Annotated in this window: 15 protein-coding genes; 6 read left to right on the forward strand and 9 right to left on the reverse strand. The window is 72.9% G+C overall.

From position 1 onward, the window contains the following. Positions 1-159 precede the first annotated feature (159 nt). Positions 160-438, reverse strand: a complete 279-nt coding sequence (locus OIE67_RS14440; RefSeq protein WP_326640420.1) for a hypothetical protein — start codon at positions 436-438, stop codon at positions 160-162. A gap of 75 nt (positions 439-513) precedes the next feature. Between OIE67_RS14440 and OIE67_RS14445 the strand changes: the two genes are divergently transcribed. Beyond that, positions 514-711: a hypothetical protein gene (locus OIE67_RS14445; RefSeq protein ID WP_326640422.1), complete on the forward strand. Its 198-nt coding sequence runs from the start codon at positions 514-516 to the stop codon at positions 709-711. A 75-nt stretch (positions 712-786) separates the two neighbouring features. Here OIE67_RS14445 and OIE67_RS14450 read toward each other — a convergent pair whose 3' ends face one another. The 5 genes from OIE67_RS14450 to OIE67_RS14470 form a co-directional block, all read right to left on the reverse strand. After that, the gene (locus OIE67_RS14450) at positions 787-2,277 is read right to left on the reverse strand and encodes a sodium:solute symporter family protein (protein ID WP_326640424.1); all 1,491 of its coding nucleotides are present in this window, start codon (positions 2,275-2,277) and stop codon (positions 787-789) included. A 254-nt stretch (positions 2,278-2,531) separates the two neighbouring features. Continuing rightward, positions 2,532-3,764 (reverse strand): N-acetylglucosamine-6-phosphate deacetylase, encoded by a 1,233-nt coding sequence (locus OIE67_RS14455; protein ID WP_326640426.1) that lies wholly within the window; start codon positions 3,762-3,764, stop codon positions 2,532-2,534. Continuing rightward, on the reverse strand, positions 3,761-5,011 hold the full coding sequence (locus OIE67_RS14460; protein WP_326640428.1) for a neutral/alkaline non-lysosomal ceramidase N-terminal domain-containing protein: 1,251 nt from the start codon (positions 5,009-5,011) through the stop codon (positions 3,761-3,763). Before OIE67_RS14460 ends, OIE67_RS14455 begins: the two co-directional genes overlap by 4 nt. Continuing rightward, the gene (locus OIE67_RS14465) at positions 5,002-5,784 is read right to left on the reverse strand and encodes a sugar isomerase domain-containing protein (RefSeq protein ID WP_326640429.1); all 783 of its coding nucleotides are present in this window, start codon (positions 5,782-5,784) and stop codon (positions 5,002-5,004) included. Before OIE67_RS14465 ends, OIE67_RS14460 begins: the two co-directional genes overlap by 10 nt. Before the next feature lie 64 nt (positions 5,785-5,848). Then, on the reverse strand, positions 5,849-6,838 hold the full coding sequence (locus OIE67_RS14470; RefSeq protein ID WP_181308592.1) for a LacI family DNA-binding transcriptional regulator: 990 nt from the start codon (positions 6,836-6,838) through the stop codon (positions 5,849-5,851). Between the two features lie 115 nt (positions 6,839-6,953). On the opposite strand from OIE67_RS14470, the gene OIE67_RS14475 reads away from it, so the two are divergent. The 4 genes from OIE67_RS14475 to OIE67_RS14490 all read left to right on the forward strand — a co-directional run bounded on the left by OIE67_RS14475 (position 6,954) and on the right by OIE67_RS14490 (position 11,240). Then, positions 6,954-8,204 carry an AGE family epimerase/isomerase gene (locus tag OIE67_RS14475; protein WP_326640435.1) on the forward strand — a complete coding sequence of 417 codons (1,251 nt, stop codon included), beginning with the start codon at positions 6,954-6,956 and terminating at the stop codon, positions 8,202-8,204. After that, positions 8,201-8,974, forward strand: coding sequence for a 6-phosphogluconolactonase (locus OIE67_RS14480; protein ID WP_326640437.1), 774 nt, complete (start codon positions 8,201-8,203; stop codon positions 8,972-8,974). The genes OIE67_RS14475 and OIE67_RS14480 overlap by 4 nt, the downstream gene beginning before the upstream one ends. Before the next feature lie 52 nt (positions 8,975-9,026). Continuing rightward, a complete protein-coding gene (locus OIE67_RS14485) occupies positions 9,027-10,376 on the forward strand; it encodes a mannitol dehydrogenase family protein (RefSeq protein WP_326640438.1) in 1,350 nt (449 codons plus the stop codon). Positions 10,377-10,700: 324 nt separating this feature from the next. Then, positions 10,701-11,240, forward strand: coding sequence for a DUF1062 domain-containing protein (locus tag OIE67_RS14490; protein WP_326640440.1), 540 nt, complete (start codon positions 10,701-10,703; stop codon positions 11,238-11,240). A gap of 39 nt (positions 11,241-11,279) precedes the next feature. Here OIE67_RS14490 and OIE67_RS14495 read toward each other — a convergent pair whose 3' ends face one another. Then, complete coding sequence (locus tag OIE67_RS14495) at positions 11,280-11,711, reverse strand: Lrp/AsnC family transcriptional regulator (RefSeq protein ID WP_219912400.1); 432 nt, start codon at positions 11,709-11,711, stop codon at positions 11,280-11,282. A gap of 167 nt (positions 11,712-11,878) precedes the next feature. Here OIE67_RS14495 and OIE67_RS14500 point away from each other — a divergent pair, with 167 nt between their 5' ends. Continuing rightward, complete coding sequence (locus OIE67_RS14500) at positions 11,879-12,781, forward strand: tryptophan 2,3-dioxygenase (RefSeq protein ID WP_326640442.1); 903 nt, start codon at positions 11,879-11,881, stop codon at positions 12,779-12,781. An 84-nt stretch (positions 12,782-12,865) separates the two neighbouring features. On the opposite strand, the gene OIE67_RS14505 is transcribed toward OIE67_RS14500, so the two are convergent. Together OIE67_RS14505 and OIE67_RS14510 are read right to left on the reverse strand one after the other, a co-directional pair. Next, positions 12,866-13,921, reverse strand: a complete 1,056-nt coding sequence (locus tag OIE67_RS14505) for a glycoside hydrolase family 19 protein (RefSeq protein ID WP_326640444.1) — start codon at positions 13,919-13,921, stop codon at positions 12,866-12,868. A gap of 41 nt (positions 13,922-13,962) precedes the next feature. Continuing rightward, positions 13,963-15,414 carry a serine hydrolase domain-containing protein gene (locus OIE67_RS14510; protein ID WP_326640446.1) on the reverse strand — a complete coding sequence of 484 codons (1,452 nt, stop codon included), beginning with the start codon at positions 15,412-15,414 and terminating at the stop codon, positions 13,963-13,965. Positions 15,415-15,642 lie beyond the last annotated feature (228 nt).

Consider the following 15,642-nt stretch of genomic DNA (forward strand, 5'->3'; position numbering starts at 1 on the left):
CATCCCGTCCGGGGCCGGCTCGGGTGGGGGATCGGTGTTGGCGGGGTGGGTCACGGCATGGCTCACTGGCGACTCGGTCATACCTGTCACTGTCCAGGACGCCACCGACAATTCCTCCGACTTGCCCGCCCTGTGAGAACCAGCAGGTCACGGCAGCACTCAGGCGCTCTCCCCGACGCTGCGCGCATGCCAGTCCGCCAGCGCCACCAGCAGACCGTCCGCCACACCGCCGAACATCGCCGTCAGCTCCTCCGCGTTGTCCACCACCACGACGTGATCGAGCAGCTCCGCGCGCAGTTTGGCCGCCCTGGTGTCGCCTCCGCCGTCGGGGTCGAACGCGGTGGCGGCCAGGAACAGGCCGCCGACGCCCGCCGCGGTCGCGGTCTGCCGGGCCTGGGTGCCCAGGACCGCCGCGGGATCGGCCGGTATGGCGGGCAAGGCCGGGCGTCCGTCGCGGAGCAACAACGTCAGGGGCCGGACAGGCACCGACTCCGCCACCACGCCTTCGGGCACATGAACGCCACCGTCGTCCCGGCGGGTCACCTCACCCGGACGCCCCCATGGCAGACCTCGTTCGTGATCGTCAAAAGCGCCGGCGCGCGTGAACAGGGCGCCGCCGGCGTCGACGACAAGATCTCCAGGCTGCCATCGCTCGCCGTCGAGCGGCGCATGCGCATTCGTCATGGTGGGCACGGTACGCGCCAGGTATGACAAATACGCCCTCGGCCCCGTTCGGCCCCCGCCCCGGCCGGCCTCGGTGTCGGTACCGGCCCGGACGGCGGAGGATCAGGGGGCGTCGGTGGTCTCCGGGTGTTCGGTGCTGAGGGAGTCGATCAGGGCGTCGGCCTCGGGGTCGCGGACCGGGGCGGCGAGGCCGACGAGGACGAACACCGCCAGCGAGGTCAGCACCGGCGCCGCCACCTCGACGGTCTGCGTCTGCCCGGGGAAGACGTACTTCACCAGGGCGAAGACCACCAGCCCAGCCGCCCACGACCCGATCGCGGCCGCCGGGCCGCAGCGGCGGAAGGCCGGCAGCATGCCGAGCAGCATCGGGATGGCGATCGGCCCCACGAGCGCGCCGAACCAGAGGATCAGCAGGCCGAGCACGCCGCCGAAGCTGTCCGCGGTGAGCGCGATGCCCATCGACAGCGCGATGAACAGGAACGTCGACACCCGCCCTGCCAGCAGCTCGGACTGGGACGAGAGCCGGCCGGCCCGCTTCCACACCGACGGGATGATGTCCCTGATCACGACCGAGGAGATCGCGTTGGCGTCGGACGACGTCATCGCCATCGTGTGCGCGAACATCCCGGCGAGCACCAGGCCGATGAGCCCGCCGGGCAGCAACTGCTGGGTCAGCAGCGCGTACGACTGGTCGGGTTCGGACAGGCCGGGCAGCAGGATCGGCGCGGCCCACATGGGGAAGAACAGCACGAGCGGCCAGAAGAGGTAGAGCGCCGCCGAGAACAGCGCGGCCCGCCTGGCCGAGGCGCCGGTGGGCGCGGCGATGAAGCGCTGGGCCAGGTTCCAGGTGCCGCCGTTGTACGACAGCGTGTTGATCAGCAGGTAGACCAGGACGAAGCCCACGGTGTACTTGTCGTTGAACGGCTGGCCGTGCCCTTCGGGCAGCCGGTCCCACAGCGTCCAGATCGCCGTCACCCCGCCGAGCTGGGCGAGCACGGCGACGAACATGGTGATCCCGGCGACGAGCTGGATGACGAACTGGCCGAGGTCGGTGAGCGCGTCGGCCCACAGCCCGCCGATCGTCGAGTAGACGAGCGTGACCCCGCCGGTGAGCAGGACGCCCCAGGCGATCGGCACGCCCGCGAACACCTGCAGCAGCAGCGCGGTCGCCGCCCACTTGGCGCCCACGTCGAAGACCTTGAGCGCGGTGCCGCTCCACGCCAGCACCTGCTGCGCCGGCACGTTGTAGCGGGTGGCCAGGTACTCCAGCGGCGAGATGATCCCGAGCCGCTGCCGCAGCCGTGGCCAGCGCGGCGCGAACAGGAACGACCCGATCACCATGGCGAACGTGATGCCGATCGCCCACCAGACGTACAGGGTGAAACCGGCGGTGTACGCGATGGCCGCGTACCCGACGAAGACCGCGGAGCTGTAACCCGACATGTGGTGGGAGATGCCGGACAGCCACCAGGGCATCTTGCCGCCGGCGGTGAAGAAGTCCCGGGCGTCGCGGATGCGGGATTTCGCCCAGACGCCGATGGCGATCATCACGACGAAGTAGCCGCAGATCACTAGCCAGTCGAGAAAGCCCATGAGATCTCCCAGGTCGGGGGTGGGGGAGCGGGGGAGCGGTACGGGGTGCGGATGACAGTGGGGAGGAAGGATGCGGTCAAAGGGTGCAGGTCTGGAGGTGCGGGCCCGGAGGTGCAGGCCAACGGGTGGGGGGCTGGGATGCGGTCAGAAGGTGCGGGTCAACGGGTGCGGGGCTGGGGATGCGGTCCGAAGGTGCAGGTCAACGGGCGCAGGTCAGGAAGGTGGGTCAGCAGGTGCAAGTCGAAGGGTGCAGGTCAGGAGGGGTGGACGGGGACTCCGTTCACGAAGGTGTGCAGGACGGAGGACAGGTCGGGGGTGGTGACGATGAGGTCGGCGGGCGCGCCGGGCTCGACGCGGCCCCGGTCGAGGCCGAGCAGCCGGGACGGGTTCGCCGCAGCCAGCCGTACGGCGGTGCCGAGGTCCACCTCGGTCCGCGTGACCGCCCAGGCGAGACACTCGAGCAGTGAGCTGCCCGACCCGGCCAGCAGCTCGCCGCCGGGCAGCGTCACCCGGCCGTCCCGCCGGACGGTGACCCGCCCGCCGACCGGGGTCGTGTAGTCGCCGGGCGCGCGGCCGGCCATCGCGACGGAGTCGCTGACCAGCAGCGAACGGCCCACCCCCTTGGCGCGCAGCATCACGGTGAAGGTGTCGGCGGGCAGGTGGTGCCCGTCCGCGATGAACGTCGCGGCGAGCCGGTCCTCGGCCAGCTGCGCCCAGAGGTGGTTGGGATGCCGGCGGATCATGGTGTGGGCGCCGTTGCCCAGGTGCGTGGAGAGACGGGCGCCCGCCCGTACGGCGGCCTCGATGTCGGCGGGGGTGGCCGCGGTGTGGCCGATGGAGGCGATGACGCCCTGCCGGGCGAGGCCGGCGATGTAGCCGGCGGCGCCGGGCCGTTCGGGGGCCAGCGTGACGATCCGCACCAGCCCGCCGGCCGCCTCCTGCCAGCGCGCGAACTCGGCGAGGTCGGGATCGCGCAGGTGGCGGGCGTCGTGCGCGCCGCGCGGCCCGTCCTCGGCCGCCAGGTACGGGCCCTCCACGTGCACGGCGGGAATGGCGTGCCGGACCAGCGGGTCGGCCTCGCGGGCCGCCGCGATCACCCGCAGGTTGCGCACGATGGCGGCTTCCGGGGCGGTGATGATCGTGGGGCACAGCGTGGTGGTGCCGCGCCGCCACAGCTCGCGTACCAGGTCGGACACGTCGCCGGGCGACAGGTCGGGGGCGTTGAAGTCGAGCCCGCCGTATCCGTTCACCTGGAGGTCCACCAGCCCGGGCAGGATGAGCGCATCGGACGTGCCACCGACGTCGGTGAGGTCGCTGACGGCGGCGATCCGCGACCCGTCCAGCTCGACCCGCACGCAACGCCCGTCCGCGAGACGGCCCTCGACGTGTACGGGCGGCTCGTCCGCGAGCCCGCCCTCGACGTGCACGGGACGTCCGTTCGTCAGGCGGCCCTCGACAGATACCGAACGCTCGCCCTCGATGCTCATCCCGCCTCCCCGAGCAGTTCCCTGGCGGCGGCCATGACCAGGCGACCCGCCTCGGGCGTGAACGCGGCCCGCAGCCCGTAGGCGCGGTGAGCCTCCTCGATCTCGTACCCGCCGGCCCCGTAATGCGACTCCGGATAGGGCAGGTAGCCGGGCACGCCGCCGGTGTACCCGGCGACCAGCAGCCCGGGATCGCCCAGCGCGGCGCGCAGCTCCAGGGCGAACTCGACGAAGGGCTCGCCGGGCAGGAACACCAGCGGCACGCCGGCCCACCGGTGCACGGCCACCTGCACCTCGACCGCCGCAGGCCCGGGGTCGCGGAGCTGGGCGCGGGCCCAGCCGGCCCAGATCCCGCCGGGTTCGCCGGCCAGCGTACGCAGCTCGGCAGGGGTGAGCGGGTCCCCGACGGGCAGGGCGACGGGCGCGGCGGCCGCCGACACCGGCCCCGTGACCGCTCGCGTGCCGGCGTCGAGCACGGCCTGCCCGACCATGGTCCCGTTCCCGTGTGCGGCCTCGAACGTACGGCCGGGCAGCGGTCCGACACCGGGCCGCAGGCTGTCGACCGCGGCGTGCCCGGTGTTGAGCTGGCCGCAGCAACCCTGGAGGAACAGGGCCACGCCGCCGATCGCGGACTCGACGTGCCGCCGCGCGTAGCCGGGCCAGTCCGCGGTGACGCTGAGGTTGTCGGGGCCGAGCGTCACCGGGTGGCAGGCATGGGAGAACACGGTGGCGATCGGCTCGCCGTTCTCGCGCTCCAGCCGGACGACGGGGACCGCCGGATCGGTGAGGGCCGCGCCGCGCCGGTTGTGCGCGACGCCGTGCAACGTGCCGTGGCCCCGGCGCATCACGGCGGGCGTGAGCGCGGCGAGCGCGGCGGCCCCGGCGTCGGCCAGCCGCGCGCGGGCGTGCGCGACGTAGGCGGGATCGGCGACACCGCCGATGCCGCCCCTGGTCACGGCGGGCCCGGCGTGGGTGTGGGTGACCGCCACGGCCACCGCCTCGGCCGGGATCCCGGTGCGCTCGTGCAGGTCGGCGGCGACGTTTCGTACCGTATCGGGGTCGAGCGCGATGAGGTCGGCGCAGATCACGACGGATGTGGCCGCGCCGTCGGAGACCGCCACGGCGGTGGCGAGCAGCGGATCGTGCACCGCCGCCGACGGCGACTGCCGGGCGGCGTAACCGGCCAGCGAGCCGCCGACCGGCGGCGTGAGGTCCGCGACCGCGGCTCCGGCCAGCAGCGTCACAGCCATCGCACCCGCCCGCGGAAACGGTCCTGGAAGAGCGCGTTGCGCTCGTCGCCGCCGGGCGCGTTCCCGCTGCGCCAGATCTCGGGGACGGCGCCGCGCCCGGCCAGTTCGGCGATGGCCGCCGCCATGAGCACGTTGAGCGCGTACGCGTTGGCGAACGTCGAGATCGCGCCCACCCGCTCGGGCACCCCTTCGACCTCCAGCACGGCGTCACCGACCGGCACCTTCGTGTCGATGTGCAGGTCCACCAGGTCGTGCAGGTTGCGCCTGGTCGGGTGCCTGGCCGGATGATCGGGCGCGGTCCTGTCGGCGTGCTCCCTGGAGGAGACGCCGATGAGGGTGACGCCGCGTTCGCGGGCGGTCAGGGCCGCGTCGATGAGCGCGGCGTTGATGCCGTACGCGTTGACCAGGACGAGCAGGTCACCCGCGCCGAGCCGGTTGTCCTCGATGACCACGCGGCCGTAGCCGGGAGTGCGTTCGATCGCCATCGAGCGCAGCGCGCCGCCGGACAGCAGCGTGCCCTCGTCGAGGATCGCGCTGACGTTCACCAGGCCGCCGGCGCGGAAGAACACCTCCTGCGCGGCCAGGTTCGAATGCCCTCCAGGACCGTAGACGTAGATCAGTCGCTCCGCGTCCTGGTGCCCGGTGAGGTGGTCGGCGATGAGCGTGGCCGCCGCCCCCACGGCGTCGGCCTCCTCGGTCTCGATCCGGCCGATCAGGCCCGCGACCTGTTCGGCGTACGTCCGCATGAGCGACACGTGCCGTCCGTTTTGCACCTACAGGCTCCCTCATGACCGATGAAAGCGATTGCAGGCATTCAAGACCAAGACAGAAGCCCGGTCAAGAGGTGGAACGCGGCCCCGTGGAGTCGCGCGCGACGAACACGCCGGGCAGCGCGACGTGCTCGGCCGGCCCGCCGGGCGTCTCGATCTGCCTGGTCAGCACCTGTACGGCGGTCGCCCCGAGATCGTCCATCGGCGCGGTCACCGTCGTCAGGCTCGGCGTCACGGTCCTGGCGAGCAGCACGTCGTCACACCCGACGACGCTGCGCTCGCCGGGCACGGAGACGCCCCGGCCGGCCAGTTCGGCCAGCACCCCGCACGCGGTCAGGTCGTCGAACGCGAAGGCCGCCGTGGCATCGGTCGCGAGCAAGGCGGCGCCGGCCTGCCTGCCGCCCTTGAACGTAGCGCGGAACGGGCCGAGCTCGATCAGCTCCACCCCGCGCCCCCGCGCCCACCTGCGGATCGCCTGTGAGCGCCGGGCCGCCGCCCACGACGCGCTCGGCCCCGCGAGCAGCGCGAACGAACGATGCCCGTGCTTGTGCAGATGCTCGCCCGCGTCGAAGAGCGCGCTGGTGTTGTCGCAGATCACCGAGGACAGCTCGCGCAGCGGCCGGTTGAGCAGCACGCACGGCAGGCCCCGCGCCGCCTCGCGCAGCGCCGCCGACGACGAGCGCGGCGAGGCCACGATCACCCCGTCGACCCGGCTGCGCAGCTGGGCGACGTGGCGCACCTCCGCCGCCGCGCTCTCCTCCGCGTCTATCAGCATGACCGAGCTGCCCATCCGTTCGGCGGTGCGCTGGATCGCGCGGACGAGCAGCGGGAAGAACGGGTTGGTGATGTCGGGCACGACCAGCCCGATCATCTCGGCCCGCCCGGTGACCAGGCCGCGCGCGGCGGAGCTCGGCTGGTAGCCCAGCTCGCGGGCGGCGGCCATGATCTGCTCCCTGACCGGGGCGCTGACCAGCTCGGGGCGGTTGAAGGCGCGCGAGACCGTGGCGGCGGAGACGCCGCACCGCTGGGCGATCGAGTAGATCGTCGGCTTGCTCACGGCACGCTCCTCGGGGGTGGGCTCGACCGGGGTTGACCGAAGTACTCTAGCGAAGCCAGAATCCATGCAATCGCTTTCATTATTCCTCGGCGAACAGTCCCGGTGAAAGGACGGTATGAGTTCGGAGCAGCCGGAGCGGGTCGCCCGCGGGCAACTCGAAGACGTCATCCTCCCCTTCTGGCTCGACCACGGCATCGACACCGAGCACGGCGGGTTCCACACCTGCTTCGACAACCGGGGCCGGCGCCGCCTGTCGACGGACAAGTTCACCTGGTCGCAGGGCCGGTTCGTGTGGCTGCTGGCCCGCGCCGCCAGGCTCGCCGAGCGCGGCCTGCTCACCGCCGACGCCGCCGCCCTCGTCCGGCACGCCGAGCGCGGCGCGTCCTTCCTCCTCGCCCACGCCGTCCGCCCCGACGGCAGTTGCGCGTACGTCCTGGACGAGAGAGGCGGGCCCGCGCTCGGCGAGGACGGCCTGCCGCTGCCCGCGCAGCGCAGCGTCTACGCCGACGCCTTCGTCGCCATGGGGCTGTCCGAGCTCACCGTGGCCACCGGCTCGCCCGAACACCTGCCCGTGATCGACCGGATCGTCCAGCGGGTCGCGGACGACGTGGAAGCGGGCGACCCGCCGACGCCGCCGTACCCGCTGCCGCCCGGATGCTCGGGGTTCGGCGCGCGCATGATCGTGCTCAACGCCCGGCTCGACCAGGCCCGCGCGCACCTGGCCGGGCCCGGCGGGAAGGCCGGCCTGGACGAGCTGCGGGCCGCGCGCCGGGCCATGCTCGCGCACCGGGAGGACGGCGGGCTGTTCACCGAGACGTTCGTGCCCGACCCCGGCCTGCGTGACACGATCCTCGCCCGGCACCGCACCCCCGGCCACGCGCTGGAGGGGATCTGGATGGCGCTGGAGGCCGGCGAACTGCTCGGCGAGACCGGCGACCACGCCGGCCTGCTCGCCTCCGTGTCCGCGCTGTGCCGGGCCGGATGGGATGACGAGCACGGCGGGCTGTTCCGCTACGTGGACGTCTCCGGCCGGCCGTACGGGGGCCCGTACGAGGACCTGGTCAGGCGGACCTGGTCCACCAAGCTGTGGTGGGTGCACACCGAGGCCGCGTACGCCACCCGCCTGGCGGCCGAGCGCTATGGCGACCGGGAGGCGGCCCGCTGGTTCGAGCGCGTCTGGGACTACACGCTGCGCACCTTCCCCGGCGGGGCCGAGGGCGCGGAGTGGATCCAGATCAGGGACCGGACCGGCGTCCCGCTCGACGAGGTCGTCGCCCTGCCGGTCAAGGATCCGTACCACATCGCCAGAAACCTCATGCAGATCGTCGAGCTCCACGCAGCCGGAGCACCAGGGGAGCAGCCGTGACGGCCACCAACTCCGGCCCCGTGATCGAACGGACCGCCGGCAACCTCGAAGCCCGGATCTACCGCGACCGGCCGGCGGCCGGCGCCGCCGCCGCGCGGGTCGCGGCCGAGGCCCTGCGCTCGGCCCTGGCCGCGCGCGGCGCGGCCAGGGCCGTCTTCGCGGCCGCGCCGTCGCAGCGGGAGACGCTGGCCGGCCTGCGCGCCGCCGCGGGGATCGACTGGTCCAGGGTCACCGTCTTCCACATGGACGAGTACATCGGCCTGCCCGCCGACGCCCCCCAGCGTTTCGGCCGCTTCCTGCGCGAAGAGCTCTGGGACGCGGTACGCCCCGGCGCCGTCCACGTGATCGACCCCGGCGACGACCCGGAGGCGGAGAGCGCCCGCTACGCCGGGCTGCTCGGCCAGGGCCCGATCGACCTGATCTGCCTCGGCATCGGCGACAACGGCCACCTGGCCTTCAACGACCCTCCCGTGGCCGACTTCGCCGACCCCCTCGCGGTCAAGGTGGTCGAGCTCGACGACGCCTGCCGTACGCAGCAGGTCAGCGACGGCTGCTTCGCCACCTTCGCCGACGTGCCCGCGCGGGCGGTCACGCTGACCGTGCCCACCCTGATGGCCGGGCGCACGCTGGTCGCCACCGTGCCGGGCCGGAACAAGCGGGCGGCGCTCGCCGCCGCGCTCGACGGGCCGATCTCCGAGCGCTGCCCCGCCTCGGTCCTGCGCACCCACCCGGCCTGTACGCTCTTCGCGGACGTGGAGGCCTACCAGTGAAGCTCACCGGGATCGTCGCCTGGCAGCTCGTGGACGGGAGCGTGCCCCGGTGGTGAGGCTCAGCCGTGCCACCCTGTCCAGGGTCGCAGCCGAGGCGCGCCCGCTCGCCGAGCCGCGCGCCACCGGCGTCGTGCACCTGGGCATCGGCGCCTTCCATCGGGCCCACCAGGCCGTCTACACCGAGCTGGCCGTGGCCGCGACCGGCGACGACCGGTGGGGCATCTGCGGGGCCAGCCAGCGCAGCACCGCCGTGGCCGGCCTGCTGCGCCCGCAGGACTGCCTGTACGGCGTGCGCGCCGGGGACGACGTCCGCGTGATCGGGTCCGTACGCGAAGTGCTGGTCCCGGGCGACGACCTCGCCACCCGCCTGGCCGCGCCGGAGACGGCGGTCGTCACGCTGACCATCACGGAGAAGGGTTACCGCCGCGCTCCGAGGCCGGACGGGCCGCCCACCGCGATCGGGCGGCTGGTGGCCGGGCTGCGTGCCCGGGCCGCCGCCGACGCGGGCCCGCTCACCGTCGTCTCCTGCGACAACCTGCCCGGCAACGGCGCGACCCTCGCCGCGCTCGTCACCGAGCTGTGCGAGCCGCCGCTGCTGAGGTGGGTCGAGCAGAACGTCACCTTCCCGGCGAGCATGGTCGACCGCATCGTCCCTGCTACTACCCCCGCGGACCTCGACGACATGGAGGCCAGGCTCGGCGTGCGCGACCTCGGCGCGGTGGTCACGGAGCCGTTCACGCAGTGGGTGATCGAGGACGACTTCGCCGGCGACCGCCCGGCCTGGGACCGGGCGGGCGCGCTGCTGGTCGGGGACGTCCGGCCGTACGAGCGGATGAAGCTGCGCCTGCTCAACGGCAGCCACTCGGCCATCGCCTACCTGTCGGGCGCGGAGCACGTGTCCGAGGCGGTGGGCGACGCCGCGTTCGCCGGATACCTGCGCCGGCTCATGGACGAGGACCTCTCGCCCACCCTGCACGGGCTCGACGCGTTCGACCTGGCCGGATACAAGCGGTCGCTGCTGACCAGGTTCGCCAACCCCGGCCTGCGGCACCGCGTCGCGCAGATCGCGGCCGACGGCTCGCAGAAACTGCCCCAACGCCTGCTCGACCCGGCCCGCGAGCGGCTGGCCGCCGGGCACGAGCCCCGCTTGATCGCGCTGGCGGTGGCGGGCTGGATGCGGTACGTCACGACGGCGCGCGAGCTGGACGACCCTCTGGCCGACCGGCTCACCGGCGACCCGGGCGCCGGCGCCGCGGCCACCGTGGAGCGCCTGCTGGCGATCGAGGAGATCTTCGGTCCCGACCTGAGGGACGACCGGGTCTTCCGCGACCTGGTCACCGACGGCCTGCACCGCCTCACCGCCGACGGCCTCGCCGCCACCCTCCGCACCCTCGACACCTGACCGCTCCCCGAGAACGCCTGACCGCTCCCCGAGAACGCCTTCGCCTAAGGCGCTGAGCGTCCCAGGTGCGGCCGAAAACCGGTTGAGCCCTGCGCCGGTGTTCCCATAGGTTGCCTGCGGCCCGCCATCGTGAGGACAGAGGACATAAACCGCGTGACCCCGCCTGCTCGCCAGACCTGACACGTACTTCCGCTCTCTTCCAGCCGGCCCGGGTGGCCGGCTCCGCCGGGTTGCCCGCGTGCGCCCGGTCGTTCAGCGTCTGAGGCCGCGCGTAACCGGCCTCGTGTCAGGTCTTGAGAGATCATGTCTTCACAACCTCATATCGTGCTGCCCTGGGTCGTCCGCCGGACCAGGCTGCCCCTGCTGTCGACGCGCTGCGTCGACTGCCCGTCCGAGTCGGCCACCACCGGCGAGGGCAGGTTCCGGATCAACGCCCAGGGCAAGGTGCTGGACGTGTGGCTGCTGGTCCGCTGCGTGTCCTGCGACCGGACGAGCAAGCTCACCGTGCACGAGCGGGTGCCGGTCAGGACGGTCGATCCGGCCGCGCTCGACCGCTACCACGCCAACGATCCCGAACTGGTGGTGTCCACGCTGTTCGATCCGGCGTTCGCCAAGCGCAACCGCTACACCCTCGACTGGAGCGGGGCCTGGCGGCTGGACCTCACGCCGGTGCCGCTGGACGAGCCGTGGCCGGTGCGGGTGGAGGTCGGCTTCGACGATCCGGTGCCGGTGCGTCCTGACCGGCTCATCGCGCGGGCCCTCGGCCTCAGCAGGAACGACGTGCGGCGCCGCGTCAAAGGCGACTTTCCGCTGCGCCGCACGGTGAGCACCGGGTTCGCCTTCACCGTGATGCCCGTGGACTGACCGGACGCGGGTGGCCGGAGCCCTTCCCGGCCACCCGCCTCAGTCCGGCGCGGCGGTGATGGGGCGGTGGGCGAGCGGGCTGGAGAAGATCATCGTGCTCGACGGCTTGCCGTAGGCGGCGAGCCGGTCGATCAGCCGCTCGAACGCCGCCATCGACGGCACGGCGATCTTCAGGATGCTGCACACGTCGCCGGTCACCCGGTGGATCTCCCTGACCTCCGGCCAGGTCGCCACCTCGGGATCGCGCAGCACGCAGGTCGGCCCGTAACAGGTGAGCTGCACGAACGCGGACACCGTCCAGCCGGCCCGGGCCGGGTCCACCGTGGCGTGGTAGCCGGTGATCACCCCCGCCTCCTCCAGCCGCCGGACCCGTTCGGCCACGGCCGGCGGCGACAGGTGCACCCGGCGCGACAACTCGTTGAACGACAGCCGCGCGTTCTCCTGCAGCTCGCGCAGCAACTCCCAGTCCATGGCGTCCACCAGCGGCTCCTTTCGTTCGGCAACAGCATGCCCGAGATGGATGACGAACGTGAACCGATCCACGGCGAAGGCCGTTCGGACGGCATTCCTTAGAGTGCTGTCGCCGCACCATCATGAGGTGCCGACACACGCCGACACAACGAAGGGAGCGCGGCGCGATGAAGACGACAGGACGGGTACGCCCCGTCTCGGCGGCCGAGCGGGCCGAGCGGGCCCGCATGAGCGGCGGGCTGCCGACCCTCGAGTTCGAGCGGGAGATCCCCTACGACGCCTACGTCCGCACCGACGTCCTGCACGACCTGCAACGGCCGCTGACCGACGCCCCGGGCGAGATGTCGTTCCTGGTCATCACGCAGGTGATGGAGCTGTACTTCAACCTCGTCGCCCACGAGCTGCTCGCCGCGAGGGAGTCGCTGCGGGCGGACCGGGTACGGGACGCGGTCGCGGCGCTGCGCCGCACCGCCCTGCACCTGGAGGCGGCGAACGCCGGCTGGCTCGGCCTGCGCTGGATGACGCCCGCCGACTTCAACAGCTTCCGCGACCGGCTCGGGGAGGCATCGGGGCTGCAGTCGGGCATGTACCGGCTGGTGGAGTTCCGGCTGGGGCTGAAGAGCGGGGCGCTGCTGCGGCCGTTCAGGGGCGGCGCGCGGGAGGAGGCGCTGCGGCGCGCGTTCGACGAGCCCAGCGTCTGGGACGCCGCCACCGCGCTGCTCGCCCGGCGCGGCCACGACCTGCCGGCGGCCGTGCTCGGCCGGGACTTCGGCGCGGAGTACGAGCCCCACGAGGCGGTCGAGCGCGCCTGGGTGCGCGTCTACCAGGACGACGCCGCGGCGGACCTGGAGGGTGACGCAGTGGGCGGGGACGGGCTGCGGGCGCTCGGTGACGCGCTGGCCGAGGTCTCCGAGCGGTTCGGCGACTGGCGTTACCAGCACGTGGCGGCCGTGCGCAGGGCGATGGGCGCCAAGCCGGGCAGCGGCGGCTCCAACGGGCTGGCCTGGCTCGAACGCAGCATGGCCCGGGTGGTCTTCCCCGAGCTCTGGTCCGCCCGTACCCACATGTGATGCCCGTATCCGCATGCGGGAGGCGCGGCGCAGAGCCCGGGGAAGCGCCGCTCCGCGCACGCGCGGAGCGGCGGGACTGACCCGTCAGCAGCTGAGGTTGCCGCCGGGGGAGACGCCCAGGATCTGGGCGAAGCGCTGGTAGGAGTTGATCCGGCTCTGCACCTGGGCGGGGTTGCCGCCGTTGCACTCGATGCTGCCGTTGATGCTGCGGATGGTCTCGCCGAAGCCGCGGCCGTTGACCATCGCGTTGTGCGCCGTCATGGTGCCGGGGCCGTTCTGCGTCATCCAGTACCACAGGGCGGTCTTCCAGGCCACGGCCGCGTCCTGCTGCACCAGCCAGGGGTTGGTCAGCAGCGGCAGGCCGAGCGCGTCGCCGGCCGCCTTGTAGTTGAAGTTCCAGCTCAGCTGGATGGGGCCGCGGCCGTAGTAGGCGGCCTGCCCGGCCGGGCACCCGTACGACTGGTTCGGGTCGCAGTAGTGCGGGTAGTTCGCGGTGTTCTGCTCGACGATGTGCACCAGCCCGCCGGTCTCGTGACCGACGTTGGCCAGGAACGCGGCCGCCTCCTGCTTCTTGACGGTGTCACTGCCCGTCTTGGCGAACGCGGGGAAGGCGCTCAGGGCCGAGACCAGGCCGCTGTAGGTGTAGAAGGAGTTGCGGCCGGGGAACATCTGGTCGAACTGGGCCTGGCCGACCACGAAGCCCGACGGGTCGGGCGGGTTCGTGGGGCCGCCGGAGCAGGTGTAGGGGTCCCAGTACCAGTGGCTGATCACCGGGTCGTAGCCGGGGTTCTCGTGGACGGCGATGTAGTGGTTGCCGTCGGTGTAGCGGACGATGCTGCCGACGGCGTAGAACTGCCCGGCCACCCAGTTCGGGTAGGAGCAGGCCGTCCCGCCGCTGCCGCCTCCCGTGCAGGAGCCCTGGTCGCCCCAGACGTCGGCGCTGCCCGGGGTCTCGTTCTGGGTCCACCACTTGGCGGTCCAGTTGTGCCCGTTGTGCGACGCGACCGCGCCGCCGGTGTAGACCGCCCCGGCGTTCCACGCCGTCGCGCAGGCGGCGGCGTTCGCCGCGGACGGCAGCAGCACCGCGAGCACCCCCCAGACCAGTGATAAGACGGCCGGCAGGGTCAGGATCCTTCGCACGTGCGCCACTCCTCGGATTTCATAGGAAAGTTTCCTAAGGATTAACGATGGAGCTGCCACCGCGCAAGGCCCAAAGTCAGACTCGCGCGGTCCGGCCCGCGCTCCCTGGCCGCCGGGGCGAAGGACCAGCCGAGCCGCGTCCCGGCCACCACCGTGCCGGCGACCGCGGCCGTCACCAGCCAGACCATGAACGTGGGGTACAGGTAGACCACCTGGATCCACATGATGTCGCCGCCGCGGGCCAGCACGCGGAAGACCGGCGCGGCCGACAGGCACAGCGCGAGCGGCGCCAGCCAGACCACCAGCCGCACCCGCCGCCACCCGGTGCACCTCCCGGCCCAGCGCCGGGAATGGGCCACACCGCGCACCGCCAGCCCGGCGGTCACCAGGGTCAGCAGCAGGAACACCAGATCGACCGGCAGGTACGGCGGCGCGGACGGCACCCGCGGCGTGTCTCCCTCGATCAGCGCGACCAGGCCGTCCATCAGGGCGTGGGCGTCGGAGTGGGTCATGCCGGTGTTCGCCATGACGGCGAGGCCGTACCCGGATCCGGGCATGAGCAGCTGGTCGGCGGTGGAGGTGAACAGGTCGCCGCCGTGGTGCACGGTGGGGGCGCCGTGCGGGGTCCGGCCGAGGAACCAGCCGAGGGCGTACCTCTCGTTCGCGCGTGAGGGGGTGCGCAGCTCCTTCATGCTCGCGGGGGTCAGGACGCCGCCGTTCTGCGCGATCAGCCACCGGGCCATGTCGCCGGCGGTGCTGACCACGCCGCCCGAGCCGTTGCCGAACCCGGGCGGCTCGGGCAGGGCGACGGCCCGGCCGAGGACGACCAGGTGGCCGCGCGCACTGGCGGGCAGGTCGCGTTCGCGGTCGATCGTGGTGCTGGAGTTCATGCCGAGCGGGGTGAACACGTGGGCGCGCAGGTAGGACGCGAACGGCTCGCCGCTCACCACCTCGACCAGGCGGGCGGCGACCTGGAAGTTGGTGTTGTGGTAGCTGAAGACGGCGCCCGGGGCGGCGGCGAGCTTCGCCGTCCTGAGCCGGTCCACGGAGCCCTTCAGCGTCTCCGGCTGGGGCAGGCTCTTCTCGCGGAACGTGGTGTCGGCCATGCCGGAGGTCTGGTCGAGCAGCTGCCGTACGGTGATCGCGGCGGCGCGGGGATCCGCCATGGTGAACTCCGGCAGATAGCCGCGCACCGGCCGGTCGAGCTCGACCCGCCCCTGCTCGACCAGCCGCATCACGGCCAGCGAGGTGAAGGACTTGCTGACGGAGGCGACGGCCATGGGCGTGTCCGCCGTCACCGGCTCGCCGGTCGAGGTGCGGCCGTACCCCGCGACGTGGACGACCTCCGTGCCCTTGACGATCGCGACCGCCGCGCCCGGCAGCCCCGTAGCCTCCCGGTAGCGCGCGACGAACGCGTCCACGGACGCCGGCGACGGCGGGGAAGGGGCTGGGGTCAGGGCAAGGCTGATCGCGGCGAGCACGTTGATGAGCATCCGACGAAGCTAGCCACGCCCCGGGCCCGCCACCATTGCGGTCCGCCTCCGTCTTCCCTGCGGAAACCCGCCATCCCAGCGCCGGGACACAGGCCCGCGCTGCCTTCTGGGTGGATTGAGGACCAAAGGCACTGACGCGCGGGACCTTGTCCCCGGGGGCCGCCCCGTCCCGCCGGGCGAAGCTGAGGGCACAGGCCCGAGAGCAGTGGAGGTGCGCGATGACCCCTC

The sequence above is a fragment of the Nonomuraea fuscirosea genome (genome assembly GCF_035917475.1).
Classification (GTDB): Bacteria; Actinomycetota; Actinomycetes; order Streptosporangiales; family Streptosporangiaceae; genus Nonomuraea; species Nonomuraea fuscirosea.

Coding starts and splice junctions, on each gene's coding strand:
- OIE67_RS14445 (WP_326640422.1), top strand. CDS start 514: ATGAACGCCACCGTCGTCCCGGCGGGTCACCTCACCCGGACGCCCCCA.
- OIE67_RS14450 (WP_326640424.1), bottom strand. CDS start 2,277: ATGGGCTTTCTCGACTGGCTAGTGATCTGCGGCTACTTCGTCGTGATG.
- OIE67_RS14455 (WP_326640426.1), bottom strand. CDS start 3,764: ATGAGCATCGAGGGCGAGCGTTCGGTATCTGTCGAGGGCCGCCTGACG.
- OIE67_RS14460 (WP_326640428.1), bottom strand. CDS start 5,011: ATGGCTGTGACGCTGCTGGCCGGAGCCGCGGTCGCGGACCTCACGCCG.
- OIE67_RS14475 (WP_326640435.1), top strand. CDS start 6,954: ATGAGTTCGGAGCAGCCGGAGCGGGTCGCCCGCGGGCAACTCGAAGAC.
- OIE67_RS14495 (WP_219912400.1), bottom strand. CDS start 11,711: ATGGACTGGGAGTTGCTGCGCGAGCTGCAGGAGAACGCGCGGCTGTCG.
- OIE67_RS14500 (WP_326640442.1), top strand. CDS start 11,879: ATGAAGACGACAGGACGGGTACGCCCCGTCTCGGCGGCCGAGCGGGCC.
- OIE67_RS14510 (WP_326640446.1), bottom strand. CDS start 15,414: ATGCTCATCAACGTGCTCGCCGCGATCAGCCTTGCCCTGACCCCAGCC.